Annotated in this window: 13 protein-coding genes; 10 read left to right on the top strand and 3 right to left on the bottom strand. The window is 72.1% G+C overall.

Features of this window, described 5'->3' with window-relative positions; all coding sequences use genetic code 11:
- Positions 1–17: 17 nt before the first annotated feature.
- Positions 18–1,109, top strand: a complete 1,092-nt coding sequence (locus AB0I79_RS18550; protein ID WP_357874134.1) for a serine hydrolase domain-containing protein — start codon at positions 18–20, stop codon at positions 1,107–1,109.
- A gap of 28 nt (positions 1,110–1,137) precedes the next feature.
- On the opposite strand, the gene AB0I79_RS18545 is transcribed toward AB0I79_RS18550, so the two are convergent.
- Positions 1,138–1,689 (bottom strand): NAD(P)H-dependent oxidoreductase, encoded by a 552-nt coding sequence (locus tag AB0I79_RS18545; protein WP_357874131.1) that lies wholly within the window; start codon positions 1,687–1,689, stop codon positions 1,138–1,140.
- A 120-nt stretch (positions 1,690–1,809) separates the two neighbouring features.
- On the opposite strand from AB0I79_RS18545, the gene AB0I79_RS18540 reads away from it, so the two are divergent.
- Positions 1,810–2,733 (top strand): AraC family transcriptional regulator, encoded by a 924-nt coding sequence (locus AB0I79_RS18540; RefSeq protein WP_357874128.1) that lies wholly within the window; start codon positions 1,810–1,812, stop codon positions 2,731–2,733.
- On the opposite strand, the gene AB0I79_RS18535 is transcribed toward AB0I79_RS18540, so the two are convergent.
- Entirely contained in the window at positions 2,730–3,878 is a 1,149-nt protein-coding gene (locus AB0I79_RS18535; RefSeq protein ID WP_357874125.1) for a DUF418 domain-containing protein, read from the bottom strand. The two genes, AB0I79_RS18540 and AB0I79_RS18535, sit on opposite strands and share 4 nt — an antisense overlap.
- A gap of 558 nt (positions 3,879–4,436) precedes the next feature.
- Between AB0I79_RS18535 and AB0I79_RS18530 the strand changes: the two genes are divergently transcribed.
- The 5 genes from AB0I79_RS18530 to AB0I79_RS18510 all read left to right on the top strand — a co-directional run bounded on the left by AB0I79_RS18530 (position 4,437) and on the right by AB0I79_RS18510 (position 9,183).
- On the top strand, positions 4,437–5,129 hold the full coding sequence (locus AB0I79_RS18530; RefSeq protein WP_357874122.1) for a hypothetical protein: 693 nt from the start codon (positions 4,437–4,439) through the stop codon (positions 5,127–5,129).
- A 104-nt stretch (positions 5,130–5,233) separates the two neighbouring features.
- Positions 5,234–6,481 carry a 3-oxo-tetronate kinase gene (otnK, locus tag AB0I79_RS18525; RefSeq protein ID WP_357874120.1) on the top strand — a complete coding sequence of 416 codons (1,248 nt, stop codon included), beginning with the start codon at positions 5,234–5,236 and terminating at the stop codon, positions 6,479–6,481.
- 139 nt (positions 6,482–6,620) lie between these two features.
- A complete protein-coding gene (locus AB0I79_RS18520) occupies positions 6,621–7,352 on the top strand; it encodes an ABC transporter permease subunit (RefSeq protein WP_357874117.1) in 732 nt (243 codons plus the stop codon).
- Entirely contained in the window at positions 7,349–8,137 is a 789-nt protein-coding gene (locus tag AB0I79_RS18515) for an ABC transporter permease (protein ID WP_357874114.1), read from the top strand. The genes AB0I79_RS18520 and AB0I79_RS18515 overlap by 4 nt, the downstream gene beginning before the upstream one ends.
- Before the next feature lie 122 nt (positions 8,138–8,259).
- On the top strand, positions 8,260–9,183 hold the full coding sequence (locus tag AB0I79_RS18510; protein WP_357874284.1) for an ABC transporter substrate-binding protein: 924 nt from the start codon (positions 8,260–8,262) through the stop codon (positions 9,181–9,183).
- 29 nt (positions 9,184–9,212) lie between these two features.
- Here AB0I79_RS18510 and AB0I79_RS18505 read toward each other — a convergent pair whose 3' ends face one another.
- The gene (locus AB0I79_RS18505; RefSeq protein ID WP_357874111.1) at positions 9,213–11,966 is read right to left on the bottom strand and encodes an AAA family ATPase; all 2,754 of its coding nucleotides are present in this window, start codon (positions 11,964–11,966) and stop codon (positions 9,213–9,215) included.
- A gap of 102 nt (positions 11,967–12,068) precedes the next feature.
- Between AB0I79_RS18505 and AB0I79_RS18500 the strand changes: the two genes are divergently transcribed.
- From AB0I79_RS18500 to AB0I79_RS18490, 3 genes are all read left to right on the top strand, one after another.
- On the top strand, positions 12,069–12,683 hold the full coding sequence (locus AB0I79_RS18500; RefSeq protein WP_357874108.1) for a LysE family translocator: 615 nt from the start codon (positions 12,069–12,071) through the stop codon (positions 12,681–12,683).
- A 5-nt stretch (positions 12,684–12,688) separates the two neighbouring features.
- Complete coding sequence (locus AB0I79_RS18495; protein ID WP_357874105.1) at positions 12,689–13,228, top strand: TetR/AcrR family transcriptional regulator; 540 nt, start codon at positions 12,689–12,691, stop codon at positions 13,226–13,228.
- Between the two features lie 157 nt (positions 13,229–13,385).
- A complete protein-coding gene (locus tag AB0I79_RS18490) occupies positions 13,386–14,231 on the top strand; it encodes an alpha/beta hydrolase (RefSeq protein ID WP_357874102.1) in 846 nt (281 codons plus the stop codon).
- Positions 14,232–14,235 lie beyond the last annotated feature (4 nt).

Below are 14,235 nucleotides of genomic sequence, written 5' to 3'. Positions count from 1 at the left end.
CTGCCCAGGAGGCCCTCGTGAACGCCTTGCAACGACGGCTCCAGGACACGGCCGACGAGCTCGTCCGCTCCGGGGCCGAGCGCGGGCTGCAGATCGCCGTCTACCGGCACGGCGAGCAGGTCGCCGACGTCGTCGCCGGGCAGGCCGACCCGCGCACCGGGCGGCCGGTGACCCCCGACACCCCGTTCCACGTCTTCTCGGCGGGCAAGGGCATGACGGCCGCCCTCGTGCACGTGCTCGCCGAACGCGGCGCGCTCGGCTACGACACGCCGATCGCCGAGATCTGGCCGGAGTTCGCCGCCCACGGCAAGGGCGCGGCCACGGTGCGGGACGCGCTGACGCACGCGACGGGCGTGCCGGGGCTGCCGGCCGACGTCACCCCGGAGGACCTGTGCGACTGGAGCCGGATGTGCGCGCTGGTCGCCGGCGCCCGGCCGTGGTGGGAGCCGGGCACCGGGACCGGCTATCACTCCTACACCTTCGGCTACGTCGTGGGCGAGGTCGTGCGGCGGGTCACCGGCGTGCCCGTCCCCAGGGCGTTCGCGGAGGAGGTGGCGGCGCCGCTGAAGGTGGCGGGTGAGCTGTTCCTCGGCGTGCCGCGGGCCCAGCTGGGCCGGCTCGCCCGGCTCGAGGACGTTCCCGGCTACGCCGAGGCGCCCGACGGCTCGCCCGCCCTCGCGGTGGCGCCGCGCGGGGTGCGGCCGACGGCCGCGTTCGGGAACCGGGCGGACGTGCTGTCCGCGGCGATCCCGGCGGCGGGCCAGTTCACCGCCCGGGCCGCGGCCCGCATGTACGCCGCCCTGCTCGGCCCGGTGGACGGTGTCCGGCTGGTCTCCGCGCAGCGGCTGCGCGAGCTGAGCACCCCGGTCGTGGACGACGTGGACCGGGTGTTCGGCAACCGCGCGGTGCTGTCGAACGGGTACGCCGTCGGCCGCCTGGGCACCGATCCCGGCGACACGCCGACCGTGTTCGGCTGGGCGGGCAGCGGCGGCAGCTACGCCTGCGCCGACACCGCCACCGGCGTGGCGTTCGCGGTCACCAAGAACCGGCTCTCCCCCGACTTCGCCACCGCCCGGACGATCGGCGCCATCGTCGCGCAGACCGCGTGAGCAGGAGGCGTGAGCCCTCGTATGCGGCTCACGCCCGCAGCGGGCGCAGGGCCGAGCCCCAGGCGTTGAGCTGGTCGAGGACGGCGTTGAGCCGGTCCTCGTGGTGGCCTGCGGGGTTGAAGCCGTCGGTGAAGTCGGTGTGGATCGACAGGCCGACCTGGTTCGAGACGGTGGCCACGCTGAGCAGGCCGAGGACGTCCCGCAGGTGCGAGATCGCCCGGGGCGCGCCGTCCACGCCGTAGCCGACGAACCCGGCCGCCTTGTTCTTCCATTCCACGTGGAGGAAGTCGAGGGCGTTCTTGAGCGCGCCAGGATAGGAGTTGTTGTACTCGGGGGTCACGATCACGAACGCGTCCAGGGGCCCGATCCTGGCCGACCAGCGCCTGGTGTGCTCGTGCTGGTAGATGCCCGTGGCGGGGTGCTGGGGCTCGTCCAGGTTGCCCAGGTCGTAGTCCTTCAGATCGACGATCTCGTACTCGGCGTCGCCCCGCTTGACCGCCAGATCGCGGACCCAGTTCGCCACCACTTCGCCGACGCGCCCAGGACGGGTGCTGCCCAGGATGATGCCTACCTTCAGCATGTCAGTGCTCCCTCTCGGGGTTCGGTTACTCGAAACACCGTAGGAGGAGATGCTGAGATACTGAATGCGCTGCTGTCCCAGATTTATACGTCATCGTCTCAGGCGTTAGACTCATCGCTCATGGATGTGCTGAGCGACGTGGTCGCGTTCATGCGGACGGGCCGTCCGGCCTCCACCCGCGTCTCCTGGCGCGCCCCGTGGGGGCAGTCGTTCCCCGCGCTGCCCGGGTCCGCGGGTTTCCACGTGGTGCTGCGCGGGTCCTGCTGGCTCATCCCGGCGGGCGGCGAGCCCGTCGGGCTCAGCGTGGGCGACGTGGTGTTCCTGCCGCACGGCGACGCTTTCGGGCTGGCCGACGATCCCGCGCGGCCGCTGACCGAGTCGGACTGCGCGCTGCACTCCGAGCTGTTCGCCTCGGCCGGCTTCGACGGCACCGGGGCCGAGACGGTCATCCTGTCCTGCGGTTACCGTACCGACCCCGACCGCGTCCACCCCATCCTGGGCTCGCTGCCCGCCGTGATCCACCTGCCCGCGACGCTCGGCTGCAACCCGGAGCTGAGGGCCGCCGTCGAGCTGCTGGCCGGCGAGATCGACAACCCGCGTCTCGGCGCGCACACCGTCGTGTCGTCCCTGCTCGACGCGTTGCAGCTGTACATCCTGCGGGCCTGGTTCGACAACGCCGACGAGCCGTGCACGCTGTCCGGGTGGGCGGGCGCGCTGGCCGACCCGGCCATCGGCCGCGCGCTCAACGCCATCCACAGCGAGCCCGGCCGCCGCTGGACGGTCGAGTCGCTGGGCGCGCACGCGGGCCTGTCGCGGGCCGGCTTCGCGCGCCGCTTCACGGCGCTGGTCGGGCAGTCGCCGCTGGCGTACCTGACCTGGTGGCGGCTGGCGAGCGCGGCCCGCATGCTGCGCGAGTCCGACGCTCCGGTGTCGGAGGTGGCCGAGCGGGTGGGGTACACGTCGGAGTTCGCCTTCGGCAACGCCTTCAAGCGGGAGTACGGCGTGGCGCCCGGCCGGTACCGCCGCTGCGCCACCGCCGCCTAGCCGCCGTTGGTGACGCGGCGCAGCACGTACTCGACGGGACCGTACCGGTGCGTGCGCAGCCACCAGGCGCTCAACCCCAGCAGGACCGTGTAGATCACCAGGGCCACGCCCATCACGGCGAGCGGCGACAGCCTGCCCGCCAGTGCCAGGCCGTACCCGGTGAAGACCAGGCAGCAGAGCACCGACTGCCCGAGGTAGTTGGAGGCCGCCACCCGCCCCGCGGGGGCCAGCGCGCGCCCGGTGGCGGGGAAGCGGCGGGTCACGCGCAGCAGGGTCACCACGTACGCGGCGGCCAGCAGCACCGAGGTGACCGTGCTCGTCGCCAGGCCGGCCAGCTCCCACGCGCCGGGACGGCCGGCCGTCACCGCGAGCAGGACCCCGCCCGGCAGGCCGAGGCCGAACCCGATCCACTGGATCCGCGGCGCCAGGTGCCACCACCGCCCGGTCTCCTCCAGCAGCCTGGTCTTGCCCGCCGCCAGCCCGAACAGGAACATGGCCAGCGCCATCGGCCCCTGGAAGGCCCAGATCATCGCGGCGAGCGGCGGGTAGAGCTCCAGTTGCAGGGTGAGCACGTCGAGCGGGCTGCCCGTGGCCAGGGCGATCGTGCGGGCCGCCGCCGCCGTGTCGACCGGCGGGGTCTGCCCGGCCGCCGGGTCGAGGGTGGACAGCGCCGCGAGGCCCGCCCACAGCAGGGTCAGGACGCCCACGATGACGGAACCGGTCACCACGGCGGTCCTCGGCCGCATGCCGCGCATCGCGAGCAGGAGCAGGCCGAGCACGGCGTACAGGGTGAGGATGTCCCCGATCCACAGCAGGATGCCGTGCGCCACGCCGATCACGAACAGCCCCAGGCACCGGCGCAGCGTCCTGGCCCGCACGCTCGCGCCGGCCCGCTCCGCCGAGCGCATCTGGAGCGTGAAGGAGTAGCCGAACAGGAACGAGAAGATGATGTAGAACTTGGTCAGCACGAGGGCGGTGATGACCGAGGCCACCGGGCCGTCGGGGATGGGCATGGTGCCGTTGACGGCGTGGCCGGGGTCGGCGAAGTAGCCGATGTTGGCCACCAGGATGCCCGCGAGGGCGAACCCGCGCACCACGTCGACCTCGTGGACCCGGCCGGCGGGCGGCGTGCGCACTTCTGTCATGAGGCCGAAGCTACGGACGGCGGGCCTGGGCGGGCATCCGACCTTGGTCTGGCTGTGAGCGACCAAAGGATCGCGGGCTGCGACGCGTCCGATGCGGCGATTGGTGGGGTAATTGGGGCAGAAGGTAAGGGGCTGCACCACAATGGGGGCATGGCATACCCTCCGCAGCCGCCTCCGCAACCGCAGCCCCACCAGCCTGGACCGTGGGGCGGCGGACAGGGCCCGGGGGCGCCGCAAGGAGGCTACGGCCCTCCCCAGGCCCACGGCCCTGCCCAGAGTCCCGGTCCCGCCCAGGGTTACGGTCCTGCCCAGGGTCACGGCCCTGCTGCCCAGGGTTACGGGCCGCAGCATCCGCGCCAAGCCCCGCAGCAGCCAGGCCCCGGCCGGCCGCCGCATGGCCAGGGGCCCGGCCCTGCACCGCACGGCAACCAGCCGCCACATGGAAACCAACCGCCTTACGGGAACCAGCCCCCGTACGGTAACCAACCGCCTTACGGCGCGCCCGGTCACGCCCCCCGACCCCCGGCCAAGAGCAACAACGCGCTCATCATCGGCCTGGTGACCGGCCTGGCCGTGCTGCTCCTGGGCGGCGGCGGCTGGGCCGCGTACGCGTACCTGAGCTCCCCCGGCCCGGCTCCCAAGATCGCCATGCCCAGCAGCGCCCCGACCACCTCCGCGCCCGCACCGTCGGCCACCCCGGACACGTCGGACGAACCCGCGCCCGACCCCTCTGCCACCCCCGACGACACCCCGGCGACCTCCAAGCAGGCCCAGCCCGGCTCGCCGATCACCCACCAGGAGTTCGACGACTGGAACTTCGCCCTGGGCGGCATCAAGTTCAAGGCCGACAAGGTCGGCGGCTGGACCTACAGCTCGTGCACCCCGGTGGACGGCCAGGGCGTGCTGGTCAAGAACAAGTGCCAGCGGGCCGTGCAGCTCGCCTACTCCGCCTACAGCGGCCACCTCAAGGCCGTCCAGATCCTGATGTCCTTCCCCAGCGACCGGGCCGCCAAGACCACGGCCGACCGGCTGGCGAAGCTGACGTCGGACGCCGTCAAGTGGCGCCAGGACAAGGCGCTCACCCGCTACACCTACGGCAAGATCCTCTCGGGGGCGTCCAAGAACTACGTGGTCGTCACCATCGTCACCGCCGACAAGTCCGCCGGCGCCAAGGCCCCGAACTTCCACGCCTACCTGCAGACCGACCACACCAGCTACTTCGAGCTGCGCGACCAGACCATCACGAGCTGAACCGTCACAGGGGGCGCGAAACGCCTGTGACCTGACGCCGATAACGTCGGCATCATGTTCGACTCGCACCACGACAGCATCGAGACCAGCTCAGCGGGGCACCAATGATCGGCGCCATCGCGGACGACTTCACCGGCGCGACCGACGTGGCCGTGGCGCTGCGCCGCCGGGGCATCCGCACCCTGCTGTACTTCGGGCTCCCGCGCCAGGGCGCCGAGGCCCCCGAGCACGACGCCGTCGTGATCGCGCTCAAGACCCGCACGGTCCACAAGGCGGACGCGGTGGCCCGTTCCCTGCGGGCGCTGCGCTGGCTGCGCGCGCACGGCGCCGCCGAGCAGGTCTACTTCAAGTACTGCTCCACCTTCGACTCCACCCCCGACGGCAACATCGGCCCGGTGCTGGACGCGCTGGCCGACGCCATGGAGGCGCCCATCGTCCCCATGACGCCGAGCTCGCCCGAGCACGGCCGCACCCAGTACAACGGCTACCTCTTCGTCGGGGACGTGCTGCTCGGCGAGTCCCACATGCGTCACCATCCGCTCACCCCGATGACCGACTCCTACCTGCCGCGCCTGCTGGAGGCCCAGAGCGCGTACCGGTCGGGGGTCGTGACGCTGCCTCACGTACGCGGGCAGGGGATCGAGCGGCGGCTGGCCGAGCTGCGCGAGCAGGGGGTGCGGTACGCGTTCGTGGACGCGCTGGAGGACGACGACCTGATGACGGCCGGTCGCGCGCTGGCCGGCGCGCCGCTGGTGGCGGGGGCGGCGGGGCTCGCGGGCGGGCTGGCCGCGGCCCGTGCGGGGGCCGGGCACGGCCAGGCGCCTGCGCCCGAGCCTTCCGGGCCGGCCGCCGTGCTGGCGGGCAGTTGCTCGGCCCGTACGCTCCAGCAGGTCCACGCCATGATCGAGGCGGGCAGGCCGGCCTACCGGCTGGACGCGCTGGCCGACCAGGACGCCGACTCGCTCGCCAGAGGCGCTCTGGCCTGGTACGACTCGCTGCGCCAGGACACCGGCGCTCCCTTGATCTACTCGTCGCTGGAGCCGGCGAAGCTGCGCCGCGTCCAGGAGGCCCTGGGGGTCGAGCGGTCGGCCGCGATCCTGGAGACGGCCATCGGCCGCATCGCCCGGGGGCTGGTGGAGCGGGGCGTCACCCGGCTGATCACGGCGGGCGGCGAGACGTCCGGCGCGGTCGTGAGCGCGCTCGGCGTGCCCGGCGGCGTGATCGGGGCCGAGGCGGCGCGCGGCGTCCCGTGGATCTTCACCCCGTCCGGGCCGGCGCTGCTGCTGAAGTCCGGCAACTTCGGCGATCCCGACCTGCTGCTGCGGGCCTCGCTCGCCGATCCCCGTAATTGATCGTTACGCTGGCTCCATATTCGCCGTCTCGAAGGAATATGGAGAGCTTCATGGCGTTTCTCCTCACCGGGGCGATCTTTTGATCCCCCGGCTGTTTTCCCGCCCCTTCGACAGCGCGTTATTCTGCGGATTTCTCGGCGTGGCCGGTCTGCTCCTGCTCGCGGAGGCGGCCGGCCGGCTCGGGCTCGTTTCCACCGTGCAATTCCCGCTCGCCTCCACCGTGCTGGTCACCGCGGCGGGGCTGGCGGCCGACCAGGAATTCCTGGTGGACGTCGGCGCCACCTTCGCGGCGTGGGCGCTGGGGTTGTCGCTGACCGTGGCGTTCGCCGTACCGGCCGGGCTGCTGCTCGGCAGCGTGCCGGCGGTGGAGCGGGCGCTGCGGCCGGTGATCGAGTTCCTGCGGCCGATCCCGTCCGTGGCGCTCATCCCGCTCGCGGCGTTCGTGTTCACCGAGCGGCTGGACATGAAGATCGCGATGATCATGTACGCGTCCACGTGGCCGATCCTGATCAACACCATGTACGGCCTGAGAGAGGTCGATCCGCTGGCCAAGGAGACCCTGCGGGCGTTCGGGTTCGGCCGGACGGCGGTGCTGCTACGGGTCTCGTTGCCGAGCACGGCCCCGTTCATCGCGACCGGGGTGCGGGTCGCCGCCACGATCGCGCTCATCCTGGCCATCAGCACGGAGCTGCTCGCGGGCGGCTCCGACGGGATCGGCGCGTTCATCATCCTGGCCGGCAGCAGCCCTGACGGGCTCACGCTGACCGTGGCCGCCACCGTCTGGGCCGGGCTGCTCGGCATCGCCACGAACGGCGCGTTCGTCCGGGTCGAGCGGCGCCTGTTCCACTGGCACCCGGGAACGGCCACATGACCATGATCCGGCACGTGCCGGCCCGGCTGGCCAGGCTGTGGGTGGTGCCGGTCGTGCTCCTGGTGTGGGAGCTCGCCACGCGGGCCATGGAGCACCCGTTCTTCCCGCCCCCGTCGGTCATCGTCGTCCACATGCGCGACCTGTGGTTCACCGGTTCCCCGGCCCGGCTCTGGCTGAACGACACCGCCCTGGCCAACTTCCCGCAGAGCCTCGGGCGGCTGCTGGCGGGATGGGTGCTGGCCGGGGTGGGCGGGGTGGTGATCGGCGTGGCGATCGGGCGTTCCCCGCTGCTCTACCGCTTTCTCGACCCGATCATCCAGTTCGGCCGGGCGCTGCCCGCGCCGGCGCTGCTGCCGATGTTCCTGGCGCTGTTCTCGACGGGCACGCGCATGCAGATCGCCACGATCACGTTCGGGATCGTGTGGCCGGTGCTGTTCAACGCGGCCGACGGGGCGCGCAGCATCGAGCCGCTGCATCTGGAGACCGCGCGGGTGTTCGGGCTCACGCGTGGGCAGCGGCTGCTGCGGATCGTCCTGCCGTCGGCGGCGCCCAAGATCTTCGCGGGGCTGCGGCTCAGCCTGTCGCTGGCGCTGATCCTCATGGTCATCGCCGAGTTCTTCAGCACCGAGGGCATCGGGTTCCAGCTCCGGGCCGCGCAGCGGGCGTTCGACCTGCCGGGCGTGTGGGGAGCGATCGTCCTGCTCGGAATTCTCGGCTATGTGCTGAACCAGGCCTTTCTGCTCCTAGAGAAAAGGGTGCTCACCTGGCATGACGCAAAAATGTAGCGAATCTGGCACGCACTACGAGTTAAGCTCGCAGATCGGCCTTATCGGACGCATTTACTCCCTGAGGAGCGTTCATGTTAGGTTTCCGGCGTTTGTCCGTCCTCTGTATCGCGGCATTACTCATCACCGCTTGTGGCGGAGGAGGCGATTCGGCCCCGCCATCCAACGGCCCGGAAAAGACCGAAATCAGGATCGGGATGTTGCCGCTCCCGGAGGTGGCGCCCATTCAGCTCGCCATCGACAAGGGCTATTTCGCCGCTGAAGGGCTCACGGTCCAGACGGAGCTGATCTCGGGCGGGGCGGCGGCGATGCCCGACCTGGTCTCCGGCAAGATCGACATCCTGCACAGCAACTACGTCTCCGCCCTGCTCGCCTCGGCCAGCGGCACCGTCAAGATCAAGATTGTCGGCGACGCGTACGCCGCCCAGCCCGGCAACTTCCTGCTCATGACGAAGAAGGACTCGCCGATCACCGAGATCGCCGACCTCAGGGGCAGGACGATCGGCGTGAACACCCTCAACAACATCTCCACCCTTTCCGTGAGCGCCCTGCTCAAGCCCGCCGGGCTGCGGCCGGAGGACGTCAAGTTCGTCGAGCGGCCGTTCCCGGAGATGGCCGGGGCGCTGGAGAGCGGCCAGGTGGACGTCGCGCTCCTGCCCGAGCCGTTCCACCAGGCGGCGGCGAAGACGCTCGGCGCGGTGACCCTCAGCGACCTGTTCACCGGGCCGCTGGCCGACTTCCCGATCGCCGGTTACCTGGTCACGGAGACCTTCGCCCAGCAGCACCCGAAGGCCGTCGCCGCCTTCCAGCGGGCCCTGCGCAAGGCGGCCGAGCTGGCCCGCTCGGATTCCGCCGAGGTCACCGCCGCGCTGCAGAAGTACACCAAGATCGACCAGGCCACGGCCTCGACGATGAAGCTCGGCGGCTTCTCCACGGCCGTGGACCCCGCGCGGGTGCAGCGGGTGGCGGACCTCATGCTCGAGTTCGGCTACCTGAAGCAGAAGTTCGACGTGGCCTCGATCGTGGCCGGAGGCGCCTCCGGCTGACCTTCGTCCGCCCCGCCCGCCGCCGGCGGCTAGCCCAGCAGCCCCAGCCGGCGGGCGGCGGCCGCTGCCTGGGTGCGGGTGGAGACGTCGAGCTTGCCGAGGATGTTGGACACGTGCACGCTCACCGTCTTCTGCGCGATGAACAGCCGCTCCGCGATCTCCCGGTTGGTCAGCCCCTCCGCCACCAGCCGCAGCACCTCGACCTCCCGCGCCGTCAGCCCGCCGTCTCCGTGACCGCCGGAGCCGGCGGTGCCGCCGAAGCGGGCGCGGCGGCCGAAGTCGAGCAGCGCGTTCTCCAGGGGCACGGCGCGCAGCTTGCCCGCCACCTCCCGGGCCAGCTCCCACTCCGTCTGCGCCGCGTCCCGCTCGCCCGCCGCCAGGAGCGCCTCGGCCAGGCGCCACCGGGCACGCGCGGCCTCGTACACGAACCCGTAGCCGAACGCCTCCACCACCCGGCGCCACGACGCCACGTCGAGCCGCCCGTGCACGCGGTGCCACTCGGCCTCCACGCGCAGCGCCCACGCCTGCCCCTCGGGCCCGAGGTGGCCGCCGTCGCCCGTGGGGCCGGCCTCGACGGCCAGGCGCGCGTGGGCGCGCAGCTCGTCGGCGCCCTCGGTGGTGCCGAGCTCGGCCAGCGCCCACAGCCCGATGGCGGCCATCCGGACGTTGCCGGACTCGCCGTCCATCTGCCCCGCGAGGACCGCACGTACGTGGTCGAGCGCGGTGGCGGGGTCGCCGTGCCACAGCGCGTGCTCGGCCGCCAGACCTCTCGACATGTAGGAGGCCAGCGGGTCGGACCAGAAGGGCCGCAGCCAGCTCAGCCGGGACTCGACCGCGGGCAGGCCCCGCGCCACCTCGATGAACAGCGCGAACGACGACAGGATCGCCTCCGGCACCGTGCCGACCCTGGCGCCGAAGCCGCTCGCCACCGCCTCCGCCTGATCCCACTCGCCCGCCACGTAGTGGATGAGGAAGCGCAGGAACCGCAGGTCGGTGCCGTAGGTGCTCCACTTGAGCCCGGTCTCGGACGCCATGCGGATGCCGTCGTCGGCCACCTCTGCGGCGTGCGCGAGCAGCCCCTGCTCGTAGTGGATGCGGGCATGGTGGAAGCGGGCCCGCAGGTCCATGGCCAGGTCGCCGGTGGGCTCGGACATGGCCGCGTCGACCAGCTCGTGTGCCCGGTGCAGATCGCCGCGCAGCTCGACGAGCGTGGCGAGCGTGAGCATGGCGCCCACCTCGGCGTCTCTGACCCCGGCCGCGCGAGCGGTCTCCAGCGCCCTGGTGGCCAGGGCCTCGACCTCGTGATGCCGCGGGCTCCACAGCAGCGTGCGGGCGTGGGTGGCCATGGCGCGGGCGAGCGTCGCCTGGTCGCCGGCGCTCTCCACCGCGCGCTCAGCCGCCGCGATCGCGCCGTCCGGGTCGTCCGACTCGTACAGGTAGTAGGCGAGCCGCTCGCTCACCTCGGACGTCTGCGGCAGCACGCGGAGCTGCACCACGGCCCGGTGCTTGTCGCCGCTGTCGGCGGCCATGACGGCACTGCGGAAGGCCAGCTCCACGCGGCTCTCCCCGGCCAGCCGCTCGGCGTCGTCCACCCGGTCCCACAGGCCGAGCGCGCGGTCGTAGTGGCTGTGGGCCTCGGCGGGCGCGCCGACCCGCTCGGCCTGCCTGCCCGCCTCGGCGGAGGCCGCCAGCGCACCGGCCAGGTCGTGGCCGGCCAGGTAGTGGTGGGCCAGCTCGGCGGGCGAGGTGAGCAGGCGGGCGAAGGCGGCGTGCAGCCTGGTGCGCTCGCCGGGCAGCAGGTCGGTGTAGACGGCCTCCTGCAGCAGCGCGTGGCGGAAGGCGTAGCCGTGCCCCCGCACCTTGAGCAGCCCGCGCGAGACGATCTCCCTGACCGCCTCCTCGAACTCGGCCAGCGGCAGCCCCGCCACCTCGCGCAGCAGCTCGTCCTCGACGCGGCGCCCGGCCACGGCGGCGGCCCGCAGCACCCGCTGCCCGGCCTCCGACAGCACCTCGACCCTCGACATGAGCAGGCTCGCCAGCCCGTCGGGCAGGCTGTCGCCCTCGGCGATGGCCGCGAACAGCTCCTCCGCGTAGAACGGGTTGCCGTCGGCGCGGGAGACGATGAGGCCGAGCCCCTGGGCGTCCACCTCGCCCAGGGTGGCGACGTAGTCGGACATCTCGCCCGGGTGCAGCGGCCCCAGCTCCAGGCTCATCACGGTGGGCAGGCGCTTGAGCTCGGCCAGCACGGACCGCAGCGGATGGCGGCGGTGCAGGTCGTCGGTGCGGTAGGTGCCGACGACGCAGACCCGCTCGCTCTGCACCATGCGGCTGAGGAAGACCAGCAGGTCGCGGGTGGAGCGGTCGGCCCAGTGGAGATCCTCGATCACGAACAGCACCGGCTGCACGTCGGCGAGCAGCCCGAGCAGCGAGCCGAACAGCCGCTGCTGGGTGAGCCCGGTCGAGGGCGCGCTCTCCGTGCCCGGCAGGAGCTGGCCCAGCATCGGGTGGCCGGCGGCCGCCTCGCGCACGGCCGGCTCCGCGCCGCGCAGGGCGTCGGCCAGCGGAAGGTACGGCAGCGCGTCGCCGAGCTCGGCGCACTGCCCGACCAGCACGTTGAACCCGCGCTCGCGGGCCTCGGCAGCCAGCTCGGTGATCAGCCGGGTCTTGCCGATCCCGGCGTCACCGCCGACGAGCGCCACCCCGGCCATGCCGTCGCCGGCGGCGGCCAGCACCCGCACCAGCCCTGCCAGCTCCGCGGATCGCCCGACGAGAAGACCGTTCACGCCTGAAACTATGCCAGAGCCCGGTGACAACCCATTGGTCCGGGAAACTGGCGGGGAATTGGCCCTCTTCGACATACCAAAACCATCCTACGCTGCTCTTTCGTGATATCTCCCACCACGTTCGCCCTCTTCCTGACAACCTCGGCCGTCCTGGTGCTCATCCCCGGGCCGAACCACCTCTACATCACCGCCAGAGGGCTCTCCCAGGGCCGGGCGGCGGGCCTCGTCAGCGCGCTCGGCGTGGAGATCGGCACGCTGATGCACATCGCGGCCGCCGCCGCGGGCCTGTCGTACGTGATCGCCCAGTCGGCCACGCTCTACACGGTGATCAAGTGGGCGGGGGTCGCCTACCTCGTGTACCTGGGGATCCGCGCGTTCACCGGCAAGCAGGCCGAGGCGGGGCGGCCGGAGCCGCAGCCGCTGCGCAAGGTGTTCCTCGAAGGCGTGCTGGTCAACGTGTTCAACCCCAAGACCCTGCTGTTCTTCCTGGCGCTCCTGCCGCAGTTCGTGCGCCCGGAGTCGGGCTCGCCCGCGCTGCAGGTGGTGCTGTTCGGCTGCACGCTGCTGCTCCTGGGGTTGATCTCCGACATCGTGTACGCGCTCACCGCCGGCGCCCTGGGCCGCCGCCTGAACCGCGCGGCCGGCGGCCTCCGGTACGTGAGCGGCGTCGTCTATCTCGGGCTCGGCGTGCTCACGGCGTTCACCGGGAGACAATGAGCGGCATGGCGCCGAGGAAGCAGCAGGAGATCTTCGATGCGACGTTGCGGCTGGTCGCCGAGAAGGGCTACGACGGGCTGACCGTGGAGGGGGTCGCCGAGCGCTCGGGCGTCAACAAGACGACGATCTACCGGTGGTGGCCGTCGAAGGCGGCGCTGCTGGGGGCGGCCCTGATCGAGTCCGACGTGCTCGGCTTCGACGCTCCCGACACGGGGAGCCTGCGCGGCGACCTGGTGGCGCTGGTCGAGGGGGTCAGGCGGCTGCTCACCGAGCCTCCTGGCAGCGACATCGCGGTGGCCGCGCTCGGCGCCGCCGTACGCCATCCCGAGCTGGACGCGCGGCGCTTCTTCGCCGACCGGTTCGCCAGGGAGCGGGAGATCTTCGCGCGCGCGGTGAGCAGGGGCGAGCTGAAGGCCACGGTGGACCCGATGCTGATCGTCGACCTGCTGGCGGGCGCCGTGTGGATGCGGGCGGTCTTCCGCGGGTCGCGGGTGGACGACGACTTCGCCACCGACGCGGTCTCGGCCCTCCTCGACGGCGTCTGACCCGCCACCGGCCAGGGCTCGCAGCCCCGCTGATATCCGACTGTTTCCATGACGCTCGGCATCGGTAATATCACCAGTCATGCTCGTGATCCATTGATCCCGGTCACCCCCTGTGCGAAGGTCGCGGCACCGAGTCGAGCGACCCCCAGGAGGATTCATGAAGCTCGGGCAGCTCATCCGACGCCTCACCGCGGCCGGGGCCGGGATCGTGATGGCCGGCGCGATCCTGACCGTGCCGGCCGCTCCCGCGCACGCGGCCCCGGGAGGCTCCGGACCCTATCCGGCCGACTACGAGACCACCCTGCGCCTGCCCCGCCACACGGTCTACCGGCCGGCGACCCTGCCCACAGGCGTGCTCCTGCCCATCGTGGCCTGGGGCAACGGGGCCTGCCGCGCCGACGGCACCTGGTTCGAGAACTTCCTCAAGGAGCTGGCCTCCCACGGCTTCCTGGTCATCGCCAACGGCCGCCCGGGCGGCACCGGCTCCACCGACGCGGACATGCTGATCGACGCGATCGACTGGGCGATCGCCGAGAACGGCCGCCTCGCCAGCAGGTTCCGCGGCCGGATCGACACCACGAAGATCGCCGTGATGGGCCAGTCCTGCGGCGGGCTGGAAGCATACGAGGTGTCGGACGACCCGCGCGTCACGACAACTGGTATCTGGAACAGCGGCATCATGAGCGCCCTGGACAAGGCCCAGCTCGCCCGCCTGCACGCGCCCATCGGCTACTTCATCGGCGGCCCCAGCGACATCGCCTACGAGAACGCGCTCGACGACTGGAACCGCCTGCCCGCCGGGCTGCCCGCGTTCATGGGCAACCTGGACGTGGGGCACTTCGGCACCTACTCCCAGCCCAACGGCGGCGAGTTCGGCCGGGTCGGGGCGCTCTGGCTGAAGTGGCAGCTCAAGGGCGACGCCGCGGCCAGGGCCGCGTTCGTGGGCCCGAACTGCGGGCTCTGCTCCGGCCCTTGGCAGGTCAGGCAGAAGAACCTGTCCTGAGCGG

The sequence above is a fragment of the Nonomuraea sp. NPDC050202 genome, assembly GCF_040656115.1.
Taxonomy (GTDB): Bacteria; Actinomycetota; Actinomycetes; order Streptosporangiales; family Streptosporangiaceae; genus Nonomuraea.
This window is presented reverse-complemented; position numbering and strand designations above follow the sequence as displayed.

Coding starts and splice junctions, on each gene's coding strand:
- AB0I79_RS18545 (WP_357874131.1), bottom strand. CDS start 1,689: ATGCTGAAGGTAGGCATCATCCTGGGCAGCACCCGTCCTGGGCGCGTC.
- AB0I79_RS18540 (WP_357874128.1), top strand. CDS start 1,810: ATGGATGTGCTGAGCGACGTGGTCGCGTTCATGCGGACGGGCCGTCCG.
- AB0I79_RS18535 (WP_357874125.1), bottom strand. CDS start 3,878: ATGACAGAAGTGCGCACGCCGCCCGCCGGCCGGGTCCACGAGGTCGAC.
- otnK (WP_357874120.1), top strand. CDS start 5,234: ATGATCGGCGCCATCGCGGACGACTTCACCGGCGCGACCGACGTGGCC.
- AB0I79_RS18515 (WP_357874114.1), top strand. CDS start 7,349: ATGACCATGATCCGGCACGTGCCGGCCCGGCTGGCCAGGCTGTGGGTG.
- AB0I79_RS18495 (WP_357874105.1), top strand. CDS start 12,689: ATGGCGCCGAGGAAGCAGCAGGAGATCTTCGATGCGACGTTGCGGCTG.
- AB0I79_RS18490 (WP_357874102.1), top strand. CDS start 13,386: ATGAAGCTCGGGCAGCTCATCCGACGCCTCACCGCGGCCGGGGCCGGG.